A 22181-nucleotide genomic window follows, 5' to 3' on the forward strand; every position below is an offset into this window, starting at 1 on the left:
CCAGCCAAAACCCGTTGTTTTTCCATTCCCGCAAGCAATAGCCGCCAGCGATGGCGGTCCAACACCCCAACCAAGAGGCAGAGAACATGAAAAAATGCAGCGTCGGCACCCACAAGAACTGCGTTGAGCTGGTCAGCGGCGATTTCCGCATCGCCGTCACCACGGCCGTCGGCCCGCGCGTCATTGGCGGCTTCATCGGCAAGAGCGACAACATCTTCAAGGTGCTGCCGAACCGCGAGATGAAGGGCGTCAAGACCGGCTTCAAGCTCTACGGCGGCCATCGTCTTTGGCACTCGCCCGAGGCCGCGCCACGCAGCTACGCGGCGGACAACGAGCCCGTGCGCGTGACCGAAACCGAGGACGGCGTGTTGTTTGAGAACGATCCCGAGGGCCTGACCGGCATCCAGAAGAGCATCCTCATTGAGTCGCTGGGCGAGAACCAGTTCCGGTTGACGCATGTGCTGCGCAACTGCAACCAGTGGGACATCGCGCTGGCGCCCTGGGCGCTGTCGGTGATGGCTCCCGGCGGCATGGCGGTCATACCGCAGGCGCGGGATCCTCAGGGCTACCCCTATGCGCCCGACCGTTCCCTGACCCTCTGGGCCTACTCCACCTACGCTGATCCGCGCATTGTCTACGGCGACAAGTACATCGGCCTGAAACAAGATCCCGCCGCAACCGGCCCCTGCAAAATCGGCTTCAACGCCGATGAAGGCTGGATCGGCTACGTCAACGGCGGCGTCGCTCTCGTCAAGTACTTCGACGTGTACGACCGCAATGAGTACGAATACCCTGACAACGGCTGCAACGTCGAGTCGTACTCCTGCGCTGATTTCTGCGAAATCGAAACCGTCGCGCCGCTCTACACCCTGGCTCCCGGTGACGAATGCGAGCACGTCGAGGTCTGGCAGGGCATCGCTGGTCTGCCCGCGATCAACAACGAAGCCGACATCGTCAAGCACATCGAACCCAAGCTGCTCTGATAGGCGTCTGCCGTCAGCGGGGCGCTGTCCGGCGCTCCGCTGGCCTTCCTGCCGCTGGCCAGACCGGGTGTTCGTCATGATCGCCAGCCACGCAGGCGGCAACGTTGTTCTGCATAGACCTGCGACGAAGGGTAACAGTGCATAATCCAGTAGCAGTCAATGAGTTCCATTGCCTCTTTGGCCCCGGTCAGCTTCGCCGACCGGGGCCAAAGAGGCTGAGGAACACGGAATTAGTTGGCGTCTTACCCAGGGCGGCGCACGCTTTCAGCGTGCTTGCCCTGGGCTATTATGTTTCGCGCTTTCAGCGCTTCTGCCGCTTCGCGGCGATAAAATGCCGCGATGACATACGGTTGTTTGGATGAAACAACAAGCGCCAGGGAAGTCGTAAAGTTACGAGCATTGCTCCTATCCACACCTTTTCCACTGCTCCACAACTAGCATCAGTCCGAGGCCATGCCAGCGTTTTTACACGACATTCGCTATCTTTTCAATCGTCAGGACTTTCTGCGTTTTGCGCTGATTGTGCTGCTGATGATAGGCAGTACCCTGTTGGAACTGGCCAGTCTCGGCGCGGTGCCGTTGTTTGTCGCCATGCTGGCGGCCAATATGGCTGGGGGACCGGCGCCGGCGTGGTCGCAGCGCCTGCTGGAGGTCATCGGTCTTGACGCGACCGTCAACCTGCCGCTGTGGGGCGGATTGATACTGGCGGCGCTGTTTGTGTTTCGGACGCTGTACCTGATCGCCGTCATCTACCTGCAGGAGCGCCTGCTGCTCAACCGCCAGATCGCCCTGTCGGGCCGCTTGTTCCGCGCTTACATGCGGGCGCCTTATGCCTATCATCTGCGGCATAATTCCAGCGGCATGCTCAATAGCTGTTTTGGTGAATGCGAACGGCTAATACTGCTGCTGCTCAATCCCTTTCTGACCTCAATTCGCAACGCCGTGGTGGTTGTGGCGATCGTGGTCATGCTGCTGATTTACGACCCGCTGATATCACTGGGCACCTTTGTGTTTCTGGGGCTCTGCGTGGGACTGTATGTCCGCCTGACCACCCGTCGCATCAAGACGCTGGGCGAGACCGCCCATCACGGCCGCGAACTAGTCATGAAAATCCTCAACGAGGGCTTCGCGGTTTTCAAGGAAGCCCGCATACTCGGCTGCAGCGACTTCTTTTGCGGTCGTCAGCACCGTGGCATGGAAACGCTCGCTGAATGTAGCCGCGCGCTCAATGTGCTGCAGAAGAGCATGTGGCCGATGATGGAGATGATCACCGTCGCCGCGCTCCTGGGCGCCATGAGTGTCATGCTCTGGCAGGGCCTGCCCATGGCCCAGATCGCGCCGACCATCGCTTTGATCACTGTCTGTCTGGCCCGCATGAAGGGCTGCGTCACCGAGCTCATGATTCATTTCACCACTATGCGCTATAATCACAGCGTACTCACAAAAATCGGCCAGGATCTCCGCGAGTTGGAACAAGGCGCCGGCGCTGACGGCGACGACCAGGACGACGTCGTGGCGCCCATGCCCTTCATCCGCGACATCGCTGTCGAGCAACTCACTTTCAACTACGAAAGTACTAGCAAGCCCGCCATTTGCGATGCCACGCTGCGTATTGCCAAAGGCAGCTCGGTGGCGCTGGTCGGCCCCACCGGCTCCGGCAAGTCCACCATGGCCGACCTTATCCTCGGCATGCTCGTGCCCCAGCAAGGTCGCGTCATCGTTGACGGCGTCGACATTCGCGGCAATCTGCCCGGCTGGCACCGGCAAATCGGCTACGTGCCCCAGAGCATCAGTCTCCTTGACGACAGCCTGCAGGCCAATGTCGCCCTCGGCATCCCCGACGACGAGGTCGACCAGCAGGCGCTATGGACGGCGCTGTCGGCCGCGCAGCTGGCCGGGTGGGTCCGCGAGCAGCCCGCCGGCGTCCTCACCGAACTGGGCGAACGCGGTGTCAGGCTTTCCGGCGGTCAACGCCAGCGCATCGGCATCGCGCGTGCGCTGTATCACCAGCCCGCCGTGCTTATATTTGACGAAGCGACGTCGGCCTTGGACATGCGCACCGAGCGGGCCCTGGTGGATGCCATTGAGGCCCTCCGCGGTTCGCACACCGTCATCCTCATCGCCCATCGTCTCAGCACCGTGCGCGCCTGCGACCAGCTGTTCTTCTTCGACGACGGTCGCTTGCTGGCCCAGGGCAGCTACGACGAACTCATTGAGCGCCTCCCGGCCTTCCGTGCCATGACCCAGGCCGGCCGGGATGACGCCACGACGACCACCCCCGCAGCCGAGAGCCCAAGCGACCTATGACCACGCCCAATGAACTCACTCCTGCCATGCGGCAGTATATGCAGGCCAAAAAAGACCTGCCGGAAAAAACCATCCTGCTCTTCCGCATGGGCGACTTCTACGAGTTGTTCTTCGAGGACGCCAAGACGGCTGCGCCGTTGATGGACATCGTCCTCACGGCCCGTGCGGGCGTGCCCATGTGCGGCGTGCCCTACCACGCCATGCGCGGCTACATCGCCAAGATTCTTGACGGCGGCTACAAGGTCGCCATCGCCGAGCAGCTGGAGGACCCCAAGCTGGCCAAAGGCCTGGTCAAACGCGACATCACCGAGATCATCACGCCCGGGACCGTCTTGGAAGACAACCTGCTGCATGCCTCGCAAAGTCACTTCATTGTGTCGGTCATGCCCGGCAAAGAGCGCTTCGGCGTCGCCATGCTCGACCTCAGCACCGGCGATTTCCGCGTCAGCGAAGCCGCAAACGCCAGCGCGCTGGAGACCGAACTGCACCGGCTCAAGCCCGCTGAGTGTATCACTCCCGACTCTAATCTCAACAGCTGGCGCCAGCAGGGCTTCCCCGATTTTCCCGCGTCCATCAGCTGGACGGGCGTCGATGACTGGCATTTCGACCAGCAGATGGCCTACGACAGCCTCTGCCGGCATTTTGCCGTGGCGTCGCTCGACGGCTTTGGCTGCCGGGCATTGCCCCTGGCGGTCGCCGCCGCCGGCGCCTTGCTGCACTACGTTACCAACAATCTGCGGCGGGACGCCTCGCATATCACCAGCATGAGCAGCTACCAGACCGACGACGGTATGATCCTCGACCGCATCTCGCAGCGGAACCTCGAACTGGTCGAACCGATCTTTGCCGACAATAAGGGCAACACGCTGCTGTCCGTGCTGGACGAGACCATTACCCCCATGGGCGCGCGACTACTGCGCGAATGGCTCCTGCGGCCGCTGCGCGACCGCCTGGCCATCAATGACCGCCTGGACGCCGTCGAGAATCTCAGCCAAGCGCCGATGTTCCTGGCGGAAATGCGCGAGTTGCTTGGCACCGTCCGCGACCTCGAACGGCTTATTACCCGCATCAACCTGGGTAGCGCCAACGCCCGCGACCTCCAGTCCCTGCGCTACAGCCTGGAGCAGCTGCCGGGCCTGCAGGCCGTGCTCGCCGAAGCCACGGCACCGTTGCTGATCGGCCAGCGCCAGGCCCTCACGGCCCTGCCGGAACTCACCGACCTTATCGCCCGCGCCATCGTCGACGAGCCGCCCTTGGCCATCAAGGAAGGCGGCATCATTCGCGAAGGCTACAACGATGAGCTCGACGTGTTGCGCCGGGCGTCCAGCGAGGGCAAGGACTGGATCGCCAGTTACCAGGCCAAAGAGCAGGAACGCACAGGCATCAAGTCCCTCAAGGTCCGTTTCAACAAGGTCTTTGGCTATTTCATCGAGGTGACCAAGACCAATCTCGACATGGTTCCGGCCGACTACATGCGCAAGCAGACCATCGTCAACGCCGAGCGCTACATCACCCCCGAGCTGAAGGAAATCGAAGACAAGGTGCTCGGCGCCGATGAAAAAAGCACCGCGTTGGAGTACGAGTTGTTCCAGGACTTGCGGGTGAAGATCTGCGCGTACACGAGCGCGATTCAGCGCAACGCGCGGGCGCTGGCGGTGATCGACTGCCTGGCCTCGCTAGCCGAAGTCGCCGGCCGCCATCAGTACATCCGGCCGGAAGTCTGCGACGAGCCCGTGCTGGACATTCGCGACGGCCGCCACCCCGTGTTGGATGCGCGGCTGACGGAAGAGCCCTTCGTACCCAACGACGTGCATCTTGACGCGCGCCGGGACCAGCTGGCGATCATCACCGGCCCGAATATGGCCGGTAAATCCACCTACATCCGCCAGGTGGCCCTGCTGACCCTCATGGCCCAGATCGGCAGCTTCATCCCCGCCAGCAAGGCCCTCATCGGCATCACCGACCGCATTTTTACCCGCGTGGGCGCCGCCGACGACATCAGCCGCGGCCAGAGTACCTTCATGGTCGAGATGGTCGAAACCGCCAATATCCTCAACCACGCCACGCCGGCCAGCCTCATCATTCTGGACGAAATCGGCCGCGGCACCAGCACCTTCGACGGGCTCAGCCTCGCCTGGGCCGTCGCCGAGTACCTCCATGACACGCCTGCCGTGAAGGCCCGCACTCTCTTCGCCACCCACTATCACGAGCTGACCGACCTGGCCGTCACCAAGACTGGCGTCCGCAACTACAACGTGCTGATTACGGAGCAGGGCGAGCGCATCAGCTTCATGCGCAAGATCGTCCCCGGCGCCGCCGACAAGAGCTACGGCATTCACGTCGCCCGCCTGGCCGGCCTGCCGCGCGACGTCATCCGCCGCGCCGGCGAAGTGCTCGCAAACCTCGAAAACAACGAGTACGAGGAAGAGGGCAAGCCCAAGCTGGCGCAGTCCAAGCGCAAAAAGCCCAAAGACAACCCCGATCAGCCCCTGCTGTTCAATCTCTAGGATCTTCTACGCATGTGGGACATTGCATATACCGTGACACCCGAAAGCTGGCGGCAGGCCGCCGAGGCTCGCTATGATGCCCTCAGCACGCGCTGGCGTCGGTCGCTCTTCGCCGTCTTCGGCCTGTTGCTGCTCGTCGTGTCGTCCGTGGCGCTGGCGCGCCTGGGGCAGGTTGCCGATCCGGCGGTCGTCAAAGTGCTGTTGCCGCTCTTGCTGCTGCAGTTCGTCTTCGGCCTGTTGTTGTTCTGCAACCGCTGGCTGACCGTCGCCATCCACCGCCTGGCGGGCCGCCGCCACCCCAACATGGGCAAAGACCTGCGCTACGCCTTGTCTGTCGAGGGCATTGCCGGCGACCCCCTGGGTACCGAGCAGGTCTATCCCTGGCAGGCGTTCCAGAACGGCAAAAGCCGGGTCACCGCCAAGGGCATCATCCTCATTCACGCCAGCGGCGTCTGCCACTGGCTGCCCGCAACGGCCTTCGCCAGCCCACTGGACTGGCAGGACGCCGCCGCGCTCGCCGAAAACAAGCTCCGCTTCAGCAAAAGGAACCCCTCATGAGCGTCGCTATAGACTCACGGCTATATCTGGTCACCGACCGCTCGCGGCTGGACGGCCGCGATTTCCTCGGCGTCGTCGAAGACGCCATTCGTGGCGGCGTCACCATGCTGCAGTTGCGGGAAAAGGATTGCAGCAGCCGCGAATTTTACGAGCTCGGCCTGGCACTGCGCGAGCTCACCCGCCGCTACCGCGTGCCCTTCTGGATCAACGACCGCCTGGACATCGCCTTGGCGGTGGGGGCCGACGGCCTCCACATCGGCCAAAGTGACCTCCCGGCAGCCGTCGCCAAGAAGCTCCTACCGCCCGGCATGCTCCTGGGCGTTTCCGCCAAGACCGTCGAGCAGGCCATCGCCGCCGAGCAGGCCGGTGCGGACTGCCTGGGCAGTGGCGCTGTCTACCCCACCACCACCAAGGTCATCACCCGCACCCTCGCCCTTGACGAGCTCCGGCGCATCAAGGCCGCCGTCAAGATACCCGTCGTCGCCATCGGCGGCATTACCGCTGACAACCTCGCGCCGCTGATGGCCTGCGGTATCGACGGCGTCGCCGTGGTCTCGGCCATCATGGCGTCACCGCAGCCTGGCGCTGCCGCGCGCACAATCCTCGCCGCCGTGGACCGCCACCGCCAATTCTGAGCCACCGCTGTTCGTAGTATCCCATAGCCAAGCTATTTTCGCTCCATCAGAGGATACAATCACTGCAGGCAGAGGGTTCCCATCATGTCATCACATCTTCGCAAACGCATCCTGATCACCGGCGGCGCCGGCTTCCTGGGCTCGCACCTGGCCGACCGCATGATCGCCGCCGGCCACGACGTGCTCGTTGTCGATAATTTCTACACCGGTACCAAGGACAACATCCGCCACCTGCTCGACAATCCGCATTTCGAGCTGATGCGCCACGACGTGACCTTCCCGCTCTACGTGGAAGTCGACGAGATTTTCAACCTGGCCTGCCCGGCCTCGCCCGTACACTATCAGTTTGATCCCGTGCAGACCACCAAGACCAGCGTGCACGGCGCCATCAATATGCTCGGCCTGGCCAAGCGCGTGAAGGCCAAAATCCTCCAGTCCTCCACCAGCGAAGTCTACGGCGATCCCGATGTGCACCCCCAGACCGAAGACTACTGGGGCCACGTCAATTGCATCGGCATCCGCTCCTGCTATGATGAGGGCAAACGCTGCGCCGAAACGCTCTTCTTCGACTACTGGCGCCAGCACCAGGTGCGCATCAAAGTCATCCGCATCTTCAACACCTACGGCCCGCGCATGCACCCCAACGACGGCCGCGTCGTTTCCAATTTCATCGTCCAGGCCCTGAAAAATCAGCCCATCACCCTCTTTGGCGATGGCCAGCAGACCCGCTCGTTCTGCTACTGCGACGATCTCATTGAGGGCATGATCCGCATGATGAACACCTGCGACGACATCGTCGGCCCCATCAATATCGGCAACCCCGGCGAATTCACTATCCGCGAACTGGCCGAAAAAGTCATCGCCCTCACCGGCTCTAGCTCACAACTCGTCTTCCGGCCACTCCCCCAGGACGACCCCAGGCAGCGCCGCCCCGATATCACCCTCGCCAAGGAAAAACTCGGCTGGGAACCCACCATCCAACTCGAACAAGGCCTCAAAAATACCATCAACTACTTCGACGCCCTTCTCAGCGGCAAGCTGTGGCAGTAATTAACCGGGCACTGCGACACTTGATCCCGTAATACAATGCGTCATGGGAGTAGCAACGTTATGAATGCTGGAGGGGATGGCGCCAATTCGCTTGGTACAACACCGCGATTTTCGTTCCTGATGATCACTTACAATCAGGAACAATACATCGCTGATGCGCTCAACAGCGCCTTGGCGCAGGACTACCCCAACCTCGAAATCATTGTTTCGGACGACTGTTCCAGCGACCAGACCTTTGCCATCGCCACTGACATTGCCAGCAATTACCGCGGCCCGCACAAGATCATCCTCAACCGCAATGAGCCTAATCTCGGCATCGGCGGCAATTTCTACAAGGCCTACACGCTGTCTTCTGGCGAATGGCTTTTCATGGCCGCCGGTGATGACATATCGCTGCCCAACCGCTGCCGCGTTGTCGCCGAGGCCATCCCCAAATACCCCCGCGCGCTGGCCTTCGGTACCAATATCAAGGTCATTGATGGCGACAACACCCTCCGTGGCTACATCGGCATACCTTCGCCGTTGCAACCCGGCGCGGCTCTTGCCTGGCACCGCAGCATCTTCAGCCAGTTCCCAGCGTTGGCTCCAAGCAACAAAATGGAAGACTTTCCCCTGATGACGCGGCCCTTCTTCCTGAATAAGCAACTGGTGATGCTGCCAGAAGTGGCCTTGCATTATCGCATTGACGGCCACAGCTTTACCGGTATAAATCGCAATACGGCACTCAAGGTCATGCGCTATAAGGTGGTCCTTACTGACATGACCGTGGCCTGCGTCGAACAGCGCCTCCGTGATCTGGACTACGCTGAGCAACATTGGCGCGTGAACCACGCTGACAATCTTCGCGCGCGCTTTGCCTGGATGTTGCGCAGCATGCAACGCGAAAAAATATCCTATGAAAAAGCCGTGCAAATTATGGAAGCACCCTATTGGCAACGATTTCTTTATGTCATGCGGCCATCGTCGCTGATATTTCATCGCTCTGTTTTTAGCCGGCTCCGCACCGTCTTATCCAGCATGCCTCTGCTCATCGCGCTGAAACGCCTTTGGGGCCAGAGCGAGATACGCTATATGAGCACCTTGGTTGACGAGATCCTTCCCGAAAAACGGGACGCCATCGTCATTTCCACCGAGTTTTTTCTCAACGATCCGAGCTGCGACTGCTATGTCAGTGCCTTTCCCGAGTCGTTCTACCAAGAAGACAGCGGCCGACTTAACTGACTCGGTGCCCAGGGCCGGCGAGCTGGGCAGGCTCCATAGCCTCACTCTGGCATTTGAGCGCTGAAAGCGCTTCTGCCGCTTCGCGGCCAGGGATGCCTGGCGCGCGCCAGGCTCCGCCTGCTGACATCTGGCGACGGCGCGGGCTGAAAGCCCGCACCACGGCTGGGACACGGGCGTGCCTAGGGCCGCCTGTTGCTCTACCGCTCAATTATCAATGACTGAGCGATTACCGGGCGATTGGCATTTGTCTATCCTGGCGCTTTTTATACCGTGTTGGCGGGTTACATTAAAAGATTTTCCGGCCCGTCTCCGTTGCCGGTCGCATTTTGCCTGCGGCGCGGGCTTTTACGCCTCCAGGAGTGAAAAGAGTCTGTCATGTCAGAACGTCCCATTACGCAGATACAGCGTGCCTGCGCCGGCGAGATCACGTCGGCGATAGCGCAGGTCGCGGCCAGTGAATATCGCGAGGCGGAAGAGATCCGCGCGCAAGTTGCCGCCGGCACCATCGTCATACCGGCGAATATCAACCACGTCCACTTGCAGCCCATCGGCATTGGTCGGTTGTTGCGGACGAAGATCAACGCCAACATCGGCAATTCGTCCTTGTCGAGTTGTCCGCGCCAGGAGTTGGAGAAGCTCGAAAACGCGTTGAAGTACGGCGCCGACACTGTGATGGACCTCAGCACCGGCAGCAACATCAGCGGCATCCGCCAGCAGATCATCGCGCACAGCCCGGCGCCCATCGGCACCGTGCCGGTGTACGAAGCGCTGTCCCGCGCCGGCGGCGCCGATGGGCTCAATGACGAGCTTATCCTGCAGGTCATCCAGGAGCAGGCCGAGCAGGGCGTGGACTACATGACCATCCACCCCGGCATTCTCCTTGCTCACATCGAATACGCCAAGAAACGCCTATTGCGCATCGTCAGCCGTGGCGGCTCCATCATCGCCCGCTGGATGAAAAACAACCAGCGCGAAAATCCCTTCTATACCAACTTCGACAAGATACTCGAAATTTGCCGGAAGTACGACGTTACGCTGTCGCTGGGCGACGGTATGCGTCCCGGCTGTCTGGCTGATGCCAGCGACGAAGCGCAGTTCGCGGAGCTCGACACCCTCGGCGAGCTCGTTCGCCGCAGTCGCGCGGCCGGCGTGCAGGCCATGGTGGAAGGCCCCGGGCATATCCCCTTCGATGAAATCGAGATGAACATGAAGCGCGAGCGCGAGCGCTGCGACGACGCGCCCTTCTACATCCTCGGGCCGGTCGTGACCGACTGCGCGCCGGGCTACGACCACATCACCAGCGCCATCGGCGCAACCATGGGCGCCTACCACGGCGCCGCCATGCTCTGCTATGTCACGCCGAAGGAACACCTGGGATTGCCCAATGCCGAGGACGTCCGCAACGGCGTCATCGCCTACAAAATTGCCGCGCATGCGGCGGACATCGCTCTGAAACGCCCCCACGCCCGCGACCGCGATGACGCCATCAGCCGTGCGCGCGCGGATTTCGACTGGGAAGAGCAGTTCGATTTGGCGCTGGACCCTGACCGCGCCCGCGAACTGCGCGCCGAGGCTCTTGCCGAATCCGGCAAGCCTGCCAATCACGACCAGCACGCGCAGTACTGCACCATGTGCGGACCGGACTTCTGCTCCATGCGCATTAGCAAAGACCTGTAAGCCTGAGACGCTTAGGGGGCGCTCGATAATTGCATTTGCTGCTATAACCCCGGTACGCTGAAAGCGCGCAACCCCTGGAATGCGTCTCCCCCTCCTGAAGAAAAAACCTTGCGAGGGTGCGATATAGTAAGCCAGAAACGTGAGTTCCATTGCCCCTTCGGCCCCAGTCAGCTGCGCCGACTGGGGCCGAAGGGGCCGAGGAACACGGCCATAATGGGCGTCATACCCAGGGCGGCGCGCGCTTTCAGCGCTGCTTGCCCTGGGCTGGTATGTTTCGCGCTTTCAGCGCTTCTGCCGCTTCGCGGCTAGGGATATCTTGGCCGATGGCAAGGTGTTACATGAAAGAACGTTTGCACGGCAAAGTGTAAACGAAATATGTGAACAACTCCTTAGCCTGCCTGCGGCGGGCCTTGTCGCAACGTCCGCAGGCGTTTTTCCGCCTGTCGCCATAGTGCCAGCAGGGGCACGGCTGCAAGAAATCCTAGCTGTGGCGTGAAATACAGGGTGAAACGCCCGTCGTTGTCATTGAAGGTGAGGGCGACAATCAAGGCGTGGCCCAGGATGATCATGATGGCCAGCTGGCTGGCTGCTTCCTTCCAGCTCATTCCAGCGCCAGCGCCGGCCAGCAGCAGCAGCGGTAGGTAGATGGCGATTAGCAAGGCGTTGTGCGCCAGGGAATAGCCGGGGCGCACACGCAAAAACAGCACCCCGACCCGCTTCAAGGCCAGCCAGCCGCAGGCCAAGGGATGACGCGCCACATACTTTAGCGCATCGCCCAGCGTGGCGTCGTATTGCCCATGATCGGGCATGGCTACGCGCCATAGGTCTTCCTGCCAGACCACCTCGCCGCTGTACAGCCGGGCGAAAGGCCCTTCTTGCTCGATGCGCTTGCGGAAGTTACTGCCACTTAGGGCAATGATTACAAATACCAGGCACACTCCCACGGCCGCCAGCAGGCGCACACGCAATGGCCACGTCGCGCTGAAAAGCCAAAAGAGCAGGGCGATCGGCGGCAATATCCAGCCGTTGGGACGAATCAGCGCCATGAGAAATAACAGCGCCAGTACGCCCGCAAACGCCGGCGCCTGCCGCCATGGCCGGGCGGTTTCGCTTGCTGCTGCCAGTGCCGTCGTTTTTGCGTGCTGCCGCGCCCACAGGCACAGGAACATCGCCACACACACCGCGTTGATGTAGAGCGATTCCGTCATGATGAAGCAGTGCCAGAACGCGAACTCGGGGTTGCCGGCGTATATGCCGCCGCAGAGCAGGGCCAGGCGCCAGCCACTGCCATGCCAGGCGATGCGCATCAGCACATACAGGCCCAGCAGCCCCGCCAGCACCTGCGCCAGCACAACGCCGTTCAGGCCCAGGCCGCTCTTGATGCTCAACGCCACGATGGCGATATAGCCAATGTAGGACCGGGTGAGACCCGCCGTGCCCCGGCCGGCCGCAAGCTGCTCGCCGCCGGATATGTAGCGATAGCTGTCCCCGCTGAAACGGATGCCCGCCGGGCTGTCCTCACGCCAATGCGCTGGACCGCTGTAGCCGCCGGCGGCAAATACGTCCGGCCGCAGGAGCGCAAAGACGGTGAATGCGCTCATGATTGCCGCGCAGACGATATACGACCACCAGAAGAATTTCGTCGTGGGCTTGCCCATAGGTATGCTCTTTCCAGCTCAACTCACTCTGCGACTCAGCGTTGATTAGCGCGGCGTTTCAGGGCATTTTTGCGATCGGCCAGATAGACCAGGAACAGCCGCAGCCACGCCGAGAGCTTCAGCGCCGCCAGTGCCGGCCATGGCACGTGCCGGTACTCGCGATAATACAGCCACTGGCCAGCCAAATGCGTCTTCACCAGCGCCAGATTCGACCTGTGCTTGCTTGTCGTATTGCCGACGAAATGGCGTATTCGCACAGCCGGATAATAATAGACCGCCTTGCCTACACGTCGCAGGCGCTCGCTAAGAATCTCCTCCTCAAAATACAGGAAGGTCCGCGCGTCGAACATGCTGGCGGCTAGAAAATCCGCCGTCCGCAGCATATGAAAACAGCCACCGACGATATAGGCTTCGCCGGCCTCGCGAGGCCGTTCCGCGGAGGCCGGCGGCGAGAAAAAGCCCGCGCCGACGAAGGGAATGAGCGCGTTGATGAGGATGCTTCTGCCGACCGTCGTCGCTTCGTATTCCGGCCCCTGGTCGTGTTCATTGAGGTCAATCACCCGCGGCCCAATGCAGCCCACGGCGGGCATTTCGTCCAGCTTGGCGCCCAGTTGTTCGACCACGTCCGGCGTCAGCAACTCGATGTCGTCATTGCTGAACAGCAGCTTGTCGGTCTCCGGAAAATGCCTGAGGAGGAATTGCACGCCGAGGTTGTTGCCGCGGGCGTAGCCGAGGTTGTCCGGGCTGTGAATCACAAAGAGCCCGCTGCTGCGGTCCACGGTCGCTGCGTCAATAGCCGTCACCGCCGTGCCCAGCGCGGTGGCGATGCGCTCGGCCGATGCCAATGGGCTGCCGACATCCACAATTACCACCCGGTGTTCGCAGCCGACTTTGCTCAGCTCCTGGCTGACGTAGCGCAGGACCTGCTCATACGATTTGTAAACGAGAACGATAATGCCTGTCATGGGGCCACGTGCTGCTAGATGAAATGATGTTTGGGGCAATGGCTGATGTAGTTGCGCCTCAGGGCGCCTGCAGTTGCCGGTAAATGTCACTATAACGCCGGGCAATGGCGGCGGCGGCGAAGCGCGCGGCATTTTTACGGCCGGCGGCGACGAGTCTCCGTCGGTAGTCGTCGTCGCCGATGACGCGGTCGATGGCGGCGCGGATCGCCGTGGGATTATCCGGATCGACGAGGGCCGCGGCGGCTGCGCCGGCGGTGTCCGGCATGGGCTGCCGGTTGGAGGTCACTACGGGGCGGCCAGTCGCTTGGGCCTCAATGATCGGCATGCCGAAGCCCTCGGAAAGCGACGGAAACAGCAGTAAATCGCATTGCTGGTACTCGGCAATGATGTCGCGGTCGCTGAGATTCCACGCATTGCTGTAGTCGATGCGGCGCGCGGCCAGTCGCGCGCGCTGCTCGTCGTTGAGCTGGCCGATGATCCGCAGCTGGCAGGGCAGCCCCGCCAGCGCGTCGATGCTTCGCAGGAGATTCTTGTTCGCCGTGACATTGAAATGCAGGATGCGCGGGCGGGTCGAGCAGAAAGGCTTTTCGCAAAAGACGAAATCTTGGCTGAGCGGATCGGGAATGACGACGATTTTGTCCGGTCTGACGCAGCCCAGCGCGAGGAGTTCTCGCTTGGTTTGTTCCGAGATGCAGGTGACGATATCACAGCGGCGCAGAGGCCAGTCGAACCACAGTTTTTGGACCACGCGGCGGCGCCAGCCGTGCAGTTGCGTGAGCATAAGCAGGTCGTGCACGGTCAGGACCACTCGCCGGCCTGGCAAGGCCAGCACGCAGTAATGGACGTCGCCGGTAACATGCACCAGCCGACCGCAGTGGCGGAGGCACCACAGTAGATTGCGGACGATGTCCGGTAAGCGCCAAGGCCCCGCCGGCACCTGCAGCCAGCGCGTCTGTATAGTCGCCGGCAGCGCGTCGGCCACGATCTGGAAAACCCGCTCAATGCTGTAAGTGCCTGGACGCCGGCGCAACAACAGGTCAACCGGAATGACGTCTTCCGGCTGCTGCCCGCCGAGTTGCTCAGTGTCCGAGTGCATGGTCGTGGTCGTTTCTCCCGCGCCGACGCGGCGCGACCGGCGTTTTGTTCAGAGTCGCAGGGCGATATCCTGGAAATCGCCGTCGTAGCCGATGCTGCGGAGGAAGTCGAAGTGTGGATTGAAGAAGCCGAGTTTGAAGAGGCTGTGGGTATCGCTGCCGAAGCTGATTTTGACTCCGGCGTCGAGGCATTTGCGGAAGAATTCGGGTGACGGCCGGTTGTGATGGAAGCTCAGTTCGGCGGCCACGTTGTAGCGTTTGAGCATGGCCACCATGGTATCGAAGGTGTGTGCGGGTTTGCAGCCGACGCCGTCCCAGGTGAAGACCCGGTAGGGATGGGCAATGGCCCGGATGACGCCCGTAGCCATGAGCTTCTCGGCCATGAATAGAAACTGGTCGGGAGCCTCCGGGGCCTTCGGGTCGTCGAGAAAATGGATGGAGCCGATGAGGAAATCGAGGTTCTGTCGCAGACGGTCATTGATGAGCAGCTGGCCATTGTGGTCGATGTCCACTTCCAGGCCGCTGAGGAAGCGCGGATCGCTGGCGACCATGTCCTTGACGTGCTGGAGGTAGGCCTCGCTGCGGTCGTTTTCCGGCGGGCGGACCGGGCTGCCGCGGAACCAGTCGCGAATGCTCCAGTAGTCGCGCGCGGTGAAAAAGAGATGGCCGGAGTGCTCGGTGACGGCCACGCGCTCGATATTGAGCATGTCCATCAGCCGGCGCTCGATGGCGACATCGAGATCATCACAGCAGTAGGCGAAGCGGCTGTGAGTGTGGCAGTCATGCACGGGCTGGTCATGGCGCAGCTTGATCGTGCGGAAGCTGCAGCGGCCGTCGTCAGCCAAGGTCGCCAGCTGGAACGGGTAGGGACTCTCGCAAAGCCCTGGCACGCCGTGGTAGCTGCAGCCGCCGTCGTGCAGCGTGGGCAGGCCGAGATGGTCGTGGCCCGAGATGCTTAGAGCGATGCCCAGGCGGCGGTACTGCGCGCAGAGCTCCGCGGCGTTGACGTAGCCACAGCGGCTGTCGCCGGCGCCCGGCGGAAACAAGGGCAGGTGCTGCAGCGCGACCACCCGGCCGCGGAAGTCCCGGCAGAGGCGCTCCGTGCGCGCGATGTCTGCCGGCAGGCGTTCGGCGTTGTCGCCCGGACGCGTCGGATCCGCAAAGGGAATCACCCGTACGCCCGGCAGGTCAAGGTGCTCCGGCAGAGGAAATATCTCTGCGAAGGCATCGCGATTCTGGTCGCGATCGCCGGGGATGACGACGTAGGGGCAGGGCAATTTGTCCAGGATCGCTTTGACGATGCCCAGGGCGCCGCGGGTGTCGCCATCGTCCACCACGACGTCGCCAGCGACGCAGAGCAGGTCAATGCCGCCAGTGATGTTCACGTACTCGACAATGCGCTGTAGGAGATAGCGCGCTTCCGGCAACCACGTACAGTGCTGGCGGCCGCTGGCCTGTAGGGCAAAATGGGGATCGGCAACAAGAGCGATGGTCGTGGGCATGGTTCTTCCAAAAACAAAGATGGGTAAACACTGAAAACAGGCCGCCCCGGCGGCTCCGTGCCGCGCCGGGGCGGGGCGGAAAGGCAATGTCTTCTGCCGCCGGGACGGCGGCGCTCCCAGGATGGCTGCTGCCGGGACGGCGGCGCTCCCAGGATGGCTGCCGCCGGGACGGCGGCGCTCCCAGGATGGCTGCCGCCGGGACGGCGGCGCTCCCAGGATGACTGCCGCCGGGACGGCGGCGCGCCGGGGCGGGGCGGAAATGAAGCCATAATATACAGGCGCGGGCCTAAAGAATGCGCGTGGTTTCAGTCGGCCGGGGCACTTTTACCACCAGGATGCGCACAATGCTGGCACTTTCGTTGTACCAGCAATGCGGAATGCGCGCCGGGCTGTCAATCAGGGTGTCGGGGCCGACCTCCTGTTTCACGTCGCCGATCTCCACAATGCCCGTGCCCTCCAGCACATAGAAAAACACGTCCACCGGCGTGATGTGGCGCTTCAGCGATTGCCCGGGCTCCAGCGTGATGTGCATCACCTGGGCATGCTCTGTGTCGTACAATTTCCCGACCTGCACTTTGTGCGGATTCTCTACGCTCGGGACTTTCTTCGCATGCACTATCTTCATCGCCGGCCTCCTTGCTCTGAATACCCGAAACTCGACGCGAACCATTTGGCAGCGACCGTCTGCCCCATGGGGATCGGCCGCGCCCTGAACATACACGGCCGCAACAGGAAACGCAAACCGGGCGAAACGATGGCCTTCTTCGCGGACGGATCCGACGGATCTGTCTTATTGTCTTGTTTTCGCGGACGGATCGGACGGATCCGACGGATCGGACCGATCCGACGACTAGATCAGTCCGATCAGTCCGATGATCCGTCCGATGATCTTAACTTAATGACTTCCCTGGCGCCAGTTGTTTCAACCAAAACAGCCTTTTGTCATCGCGGTATTTCATCGCCGCGAAGCGGCAGAAGCGCTGAAAGCGCGAAACATACCCAGCCCAGGGCAAGCACGCTGAAAGCGTGCGCCGCCCTGGGGACAACGCCAACTATGGCCGTGTTCCTCGGCCTCTTTGCCCCCAGTCGGCGCAGCTGACTGGGGGCAAAGAGGCAATGGAACTCATTGACTGCTGCAGTATTGCGCGCTGCAACCCATCGTCGAAGCTCTTTTAGCCCGCCCCTTCAGGGCTCGTTGCGGGTGGGGCCCTTACCCAGGGCGTCGCGCCGCCTTCGGCGTCGCTTGCCCTGGGCTTTCTTAGGTCGCGCCTTCGGCGCTCAAAACCTCGGCGAATGGTCAAGCGAACAGTCACAAACCAACTCATCGCCAACCATTGCCAGTACACTAAGTGAAGAGCATTGGTCTGACCCGTCTGATCGGCGGCCTTATTCGCTGGCTAATCGGGCGGCAAAAGCGGCCCGTGAGGCTGCCGCGCTCCTGCCGCCAGCATGCCGTTATCAGGCAAATAAAGCTGCAACATATTGCAATATCACATAGTTGTGTTATAGTATTTCGTTCACAAATTATTTCACAACAAATTTTACTGGGAGTTGCTCATGTCAACTGGCATGACTTCTGACGACGCGTTTTATGCCGATTGCAGTTTACGGATCTTGCGGGCGATGCGTCGGATCATCCGCGCGGTTGACCTGCATTCCCGTGAGTTATACAGCAGCTTGCAGATCACCACGCCGCAGATGGTCTGTTTGTACAGCATAGCGACTGAGCGCGGCATCACGTTGACGCAGCTGGCTCGTCAAGTCAGTCTGAACGCCAGTACGGTCACGGGCATTGTTGACCGCCTGGAGGCGCGCGGGTTGGTTCGCCGCGAACGCGGCACGCACGATCGGCGGAAGATCACCTTGGAACTCACGGCTGCCGGCCGGCGTTTTATCGCCGCGGCGCCGCCGCTGTTGCAGGATCGTTTTTCCGAGCGGCTTCGCGCCTTGCCGGAGCTGGAGCAGGTGACCATCGCCTTGTCTCTGGAACGCGTTGTGGAAATGATGGAGGCCGGGAATATCACGACCTCGCCGCATTTGCTCCTCAATCCCGATGGCAATGCACCAGAAGCACAATCACAATGAGCCGGCTGTGGCCGGCCCGAACGAAACAAGCAGAAAGAAGGGCCGATGACGATTCAAGGAATAAACACAGAAAACACTCAATCACTTGCCAATAACCGCATTGAAAAATCTAAGTGGCAGGACTGGCGCTGGCAGATGCGCCATTGTGTCCGCGATGTCGGCAGCTTCGAACGGCTGTTGGGCATCAAGCTCGACCAGGCCGAACGGGACGCCTTCCACCAGACCGTATCGCGCTTCCCGATGTCCATCACCCCCTACTATCTCTCACTGATAGACAAGGACAACCTGGTCAACGACCCCATCTTCATGCAGAGCTTCCCCAATCATCAGGAGCTCATTATTCACCAGTCGGATATGGCCGACCCCCTTCATGAAGACAAGGACAGCCCGGCGCCCTGCGTAACTCATCGCTACCCCGACCGCGTGCTCCTCCTCGTCAGCAATACCTGCGCCATGTACTGCCGGCATTGCACCCGCAAACGCCGCGTCGGCGATCTGGACAGCATCCCCGACAAGGAAACCATTAGTCAGGGCATTGACTACATCCGCCGCACACCGCAAATCCGTGACGTGCTCCTCAGCGGCGGTGACCCTTTCCTCCTCAGCGACGACTATCTCGACTGGATTCTCACCGAGCTGCGCGCCATCAAGCACGTCGAAGTCATCCGCATCGGCACGCGCACGCCAGTAGTGCTGCCCCAGCGCATCACTGACGATCTGGTGACCATGCTGAAAAAGCACCACCCGCTGTGGATCAACACCCATTTCAATCACCCCAAAGAACTGACCAAGTCCTCCTGTCGGGCCCTGGCCAAGCTGGCCGACGGGGGCATCCCGCTGGGCAACCAGTCGGTGCTCCTGGCCGGCGTCAACGACTGCCCGCGCATCATGCGGGTGCTGGTGCAGAAACTCGTCGCCAATCGTGTGCGGCCTTATTACCTGTACCAGTGTGATCTCTCTGAGGGCCTGGGCCATTTCCGCACGCCGGTGGGCAAGGGCATCGAGATCCTGGAGAGTCTCATCGGCCACACCAGCGGCTTCTGCGTGCCGACCTACGTCATCGACGCACCGGGCGGCGGCGGCAAAATACCGGTCATGCCCAACTACCTCATCAGCTGGTCGACCAATAAAGTCGTGCTGCGCAACTACGAAGGCGTCATTACGACCTACCGCGAGCCCGATTCCTACGAACAGGCCTTCTGCGACCGCAACTGCGCGTCCTGCGATCTGCAGCTGAATCTCGACAGCGCCAATGAACAAGAGCTCCTCGGCGTCGAAATGCTCCTCTCCGATAGCGACGAGACCATTTCGCTCATCCCCAAGGGCAATGAGCGCTACGAACGCCGTAACTGACCCGCAGCCGCGCAACCCCGGCATGCCGCACAACCCCGGCATTTACTAGTATCCACCAAGGGAGAGAGTCATGGCGACACTCGATTATGTCATTTTCTGCATGTACCTCATGGGCGTCTTCGGTATCGGCGTCTACCATTTTTTTCGCAATAAAAGCGCCGAGGACTACTATGTTGGCAGTCGCTCCATCAAAGCGCCCTACGTCGGCCTGTCCATTGTGGCGACCGATGTCGGCGGCGGCTTTTCCATCGGCTTGGGCGGCGTGGGCTTCCTCATGGGCCTTTCCGGCAGCTGGTTGCTCTTCACTGGCCTTGTCGGCGCCTGGCTCAGCGCGGTATTCATCATTCCCCGCATCAAAGCCATCGACGCCGAAAAGGGCATGCTGACCTACCCGGATTTTCTCCGCAACCGCTATGATCACCGCGTGGCGCTGGTGGCTGCGGCCATCTCCGGCATTGGCTATCTCGGTTTCACTGCCGCGCAGATGCTCGCCGGCGCCAAACTGGCTTCGGCGACCATCCTGCAAAGCAATCCCTTCGGGATGGAACCGCAGATGTTCGCGCTGCTGATCATCGCTGTCGTCACCATCGGCTACACCGTGATTGGCGGCCTCAAGGCGGTCATTTACACCGATGCGGTTCAGTGGGGCGTGCTCCTGGGTGGCCTGCTCTTTGTGATGATCCCCGTCACGGTGTACAAGCTCGGCGGCATGAGCGCCATTTACAACGCCCTGCCTGACGAGTTCTTCTCGCTTACCAACATCAGCGCTATGACCTTCTTCAATTGGATGATCACCATCGTGCCCATCTGGCTGGTCGCCATGACCCTCTACCAGCGCATGTACGCGTGCAAAAACACCAAGGAAGCGCAGAAGGCCTGGTATATCGCCGGCGTCTTCGAATATCCCATCATGGCCTTCACCGGCGTCTTCCTCGGCATGTGCGCGCGTATGGTCTATCCAGAAGCCGATGCCGAAATGGGCCTGCCCATGCTCATCCGCGATATGCTGCCCATTGGCGTCACCAGCATCGTCATTTCGGCGTATTTCTCGGCTATCATGTCCACCGCCGACAGCTGTCTCATGGCATCTTCCGGCAATCTTGTCACCGATGTGCTCGAACGCTATGTCTGGAAAAAACTGGACATGCGCGCGTCCGTGCGCCTGTCCATGCTGGCAACGCTCGTCATCGGCATCGCCGCCGTGGCTCTCGCCCTGTGGTTCACGACCGTCCTCGACGCCATTCTCTACGCCTACGGCTTCATGGTTTCGGGACTCTTCGTCCCGACCCTCGGCGCATATTTCTGGCGCCGCGGCACCGCCACCGCCGCTATGATCGCCATGCTCGCCGGCGGCATCTTCAATCTCCTCCTCGCCAGCAAGCTGTTGCGATTGCCCGAAGTCATCCAGAACATCGGCTTCGACTTCAGCGTCTACGGCATTCTGCTATCGGCCATCTGCTACGTCGGCGTGTCGCTGATCTGGCCGGAAACGCCGACCGCCGCCGAATGCTGCCCAGACAGCCTGGCGGGCAACGCAAAGGAACCGACATCATGACCGCGATAAATACAATAGACAGCGCCCTGACCACCAGCGACCGCGTGGAAAAACTCGCCGGCGCAACGGTCCAGCACGGCCCGTACAACCGCCGCGCGTACTTGATGAAGCTCGGAAAAGGCACGCCCCGCAATGTCCTGCCGGCACTGCTCGATCTCTGCAAAAAACAGCGCTACAGCAAGATTTTCGCAAAGGTCCCCGCTAAACACGAAGAAGCCTTCGGCGAGCTCGGCTTCCAGACCGAGGCGCGCGTGCCGCAGTTCTTCAAAGGCCAGGAAGACGCTGTCTTCCTAGGGCTCTATCTGGACCCCAAACGCCGGCAGCCCAAAAACGAAGACGCCCTACGGCAGATCCGTCGCCTCGCCCGCGCCAAAACGCCACGCCCGGCGCCGGCAACGCCACCCGATCTGGTCGTGCGCCGTTGCGCAGCGGCGGACATTCCCGCCATGGCCGCTGTGTACGCCCAGGTCTTCGACACCTATCCGTTCCCCATTTCCGACCCGGATTTCATCGCTGATACCATGGCATCGCATGTCGTTTATTTTGGCGTCTGGCGCGACGGCGTCCTCCAGGCGCTCTCCTCCGCTGAAACGGACCGCGATGACCTCAATGTGGAAATGACCGACTTCGCGACCCTGCCCGAATTCCGCGGCAATGGCTACGCCACGCTGCTCCTGGCAAAGATGGAAGTCGCCATGCGCAAAGAAGGCATCCGCACGGCCTACACCATCGCCCGCGCGGCATCAGCTGGCATGAATATCACCTTCGCCAGACAGGGCTACCACTACGCCGGCTGCCTCGTCAATAACACCAATATCTGCGGCGGCATCGAAAGCATGAACGTCTGGCACCGTACCCTCAAAACCGGCGCGTGAACCGACGGCATGCCGCGCCGCACGGCATGCCGCGCCGCACGGCATGCCGTGCGGCTACGGAGATTGCGTCATCGCGTCTTTTTATCGGCGGCGTGACTTGCCGCATCGCGGCAAGACATGCCGCCATTCTTTCTTGCCTTTTTCTTCTTCGCGTCT

Annotated in this window: 17 protein-coding genes; 12 read left to right on the plus strand and 5 right to left on the minus strand. The window is 61.4% G+C overall.

What is annotated here, in order from left to right; genetic code table 11:
* Window positions 1-86: 86 nt before the first annotated feature.
* From J3R75_RS08825 to thiC, 8 genes are all read left to right on the plus strand, one after another.
* Window positions 87-983, plus strand: coding sequence for a hypothetical protein (locus J3R75_RS08825; RefSeq protein ID WP_307261161.1), 897 nt, complete (start codon window positions 87-89; stop codon window positions 981-983).
* A gap of 453 nt (window positions 984-1436) precedes the next feature.
* Window positions 1437-3290: an ABC transporter ATP-binding protein gene (locus J3R75_RS08830; RefSeq protein WP_307261162.1), complete on the plus strand. Its 1854-nt coding sequence runs from the start codon at window positions 1437-1439 to the stop codon at window positions 3288-3290.
* Window positions 3287-5797, plus strand: a complete 2511-nt coding sequence (gene mutS, locus J3R75_RS08835; RefSeq protein ID WP_307261163.1) for a DNA mismatch repair protein MutS — start codon at window positions 3287-3289, stop codon at window positions 5795-5797. Before J3R75_RS08830 ends, mutS begins: the two co-directional genes overlap by 4 nt.
* 12 nt (window positions 5798-5809) lie before the next feature.
* Window positions 5810-6355: a hypothetical protein gene (locus tag J3R75_RS08840; RefSeq protein WP_307261164.1), complete on the plus strand. Its 546-nt coding sequence runs from the start codon at window positions 5810-5812 to the stop codon at window positions 6353-6355.
* On the plus strand, window positions 6352-6990 hold the full coding sequence (thiE, locus tag J3R75_RS08845) for a thiamine phosphate synthase (protein ID WP_307261165.1): 639 nt from the start codon (window positions 6352-6354) through the stop codon (window positions 6988-6990). The genes J3R75_RS08840 and thiE overlap by 4 nt, the downstream gene beginning before the upstream one ends.
* 84 nt (window positions 6991-7074) lie before the next feature.
* The gene (locus J3R75_RS08850; RefSeq protein WP_307261166.1) at window positions 7075-8040 is read left to right on the plus strand and encodes a UDP-glucuronic acid decarboxylase family protein; all 966 of its coding nucleotides are present in this window, start codon (window positions 7075-7077) and stop codon (window positions 8038-8040) included.
* A 60-nt stretch (window positions 8041-8100) separates the two neighbouring features.
* The gene (locus tag J3R75_RS08855; RefSeq protein WP_307261167.1) at window positions 8101-9261 is read left to right on the plus strand and encodes a glycosyltransferase; all 1161 of its coding nucleotides are present in this window, start codon (window positions 8101-8103) and stop codon (window positions 9259-9261) included.
* A gap of 375 nt (window positions 9262-9636) precedes the next feature.
* On the plus strand, window positions 9637-10938 hold the full coding sequence (thiC, locus tag J3R75_RS08860; RefSeq protein WP_307261168.1) for a phosphomethylpyrimidine synthase ThiC: 1302 nt from the start codon (window positions 9637-9639) through the stop codon (window positions 10936-10938).
* A gap of 389 nt (window positions 10939-11327) precedes the next feature.
* Here thiC and J3R75_RS08865 read toward each other — a convergent pair whose 3' ends face one another.
* From J3R75_RS08865 to J3R75_RS08885, 5 genes are all read right to left on the minus strand, one after another.
* The gene (locus tag J3R75_RS08865) at window positions 11328-12596 is read right to left on the minus strand and encodes a hypothetical protein (RefSeq protein WP_307261169.1); all 1269 of its coding nucleotides are present in this window, start codon (window positions 12594-12596) and stop codon (window positions 11328-11330) included.
* Window positions 12597-12631: 35 nt separating this feature from the next.
* The gene (locus tag J3R75_RS08870) at window positions 12632-13561 is read right to left on the minus strand and encodes a glycosyltransferase family protein (protein WP_307261170.1); all 930 of its coding nucleotides are present in this window, start codon (window positions 13559-13561) and stop codon (window positions 12632-12634) included.
* 58 nt (window positions 13562-13619) lie between these two features.
* The gene (locus J3R75_RS08875; protein ID WP_307261171.1) at window positions 13620-14657 is read right to left on the minus strand and encodes a glycosyltransferase family 4 protein; all 1038 of its coding nucleotides are present in this window, start codon (window positions 14655-14657) and stop codon (window positions 13620-13622) included.
* A gap of 48 nt (window positions 14658-14705) precedes the next feature.
* Window positions 14706-16157 (minus strand): metallophosphoesterase, encoded by a 1452-nt coding sequence (locus tag J3R75_RS08880; RefSeq protein WP_307261172.1) that lies wholly within the window; start codon window positions 16155-16157, stop codon window positions 14706-14708.
* A 286-nt stretch (window positions 16158-16443) separates the two neighbouring features.
* Complete coding sequence (locus J3R75_RS08885; protein WP_307261173.1) at window positions 16444-16782, minus strand: cupin domain-containing protein; 339 nt, start codon at window positions 16780-16782, stop codon at window positions 16444-16446.
* Between the two features lie 932 nt (window positions 16783-17714).
* Between J3R75_RS08885 and J3R75_RS08890 the strand changes: the two genes are divergently transcribed.
* From J3R75_RS08890 to ablB, 4 genes are all read left to right on the plus strand, one after another.
* Entirely contained in the window at window positions 17715-18242 is a 528-nt protein-coding gene (locus tag J3R75_RS08890) for a MarR family winged helix-turn-helix transcriptional regulator (protein WP_307261174.1), read from the plus strand.
* Between the two features lie 45 nt (window positions 18243-18287).
* Window positions 18288-19595 carry a lysine 2,3-aminomutase gene (gene kamA / locus J3R75_RS08895; protein WP_307261175.1) on the plus strand — a complete coding sequence of 436 codons (1308 nt, stop codon included), beginning with the start codon at window positions 18288-18290 and terminating at the stop codon, window positions 19593-19595.
* 70 nt (window positions 19596-19665) lie between these two features.
* Complete coding sequence (locus J3R75_RS08900; protein WP_307261176.1) at window positions 19666-21150, plus strand: sodium:solute symporter family protein; 1485 nt, start codon at window positions 19666-19668, stop codon at window positions 21148-21150.
* Window positions 21147-22025 (plus strand): putative beta-lysine N-acetyltransferase, encoded by an 879-nt coding sequence (gene ablB, locus J3R75_RS08905; protein WP_307261177.1) that lies wholly within the window; start codon window positions 21147-21149, stop codon window positions 22023-22025. Before J3R75_RS08900 ends, ablB begins: the two co-directional genes overlap by 4 nt.
* Window positions 22026-22181 lie beyond the last annotated feature (156 nt).

This window comes from Oligosphaera ethanolica, from assembly GCF_030814695.1.
GTDB lineage: Bacteria > Verrucomicrobiota > Lentisphaeria > Oligosphaerales > Oligosphaeraceae > Oligosphaera > Oligosphaera ethanolica.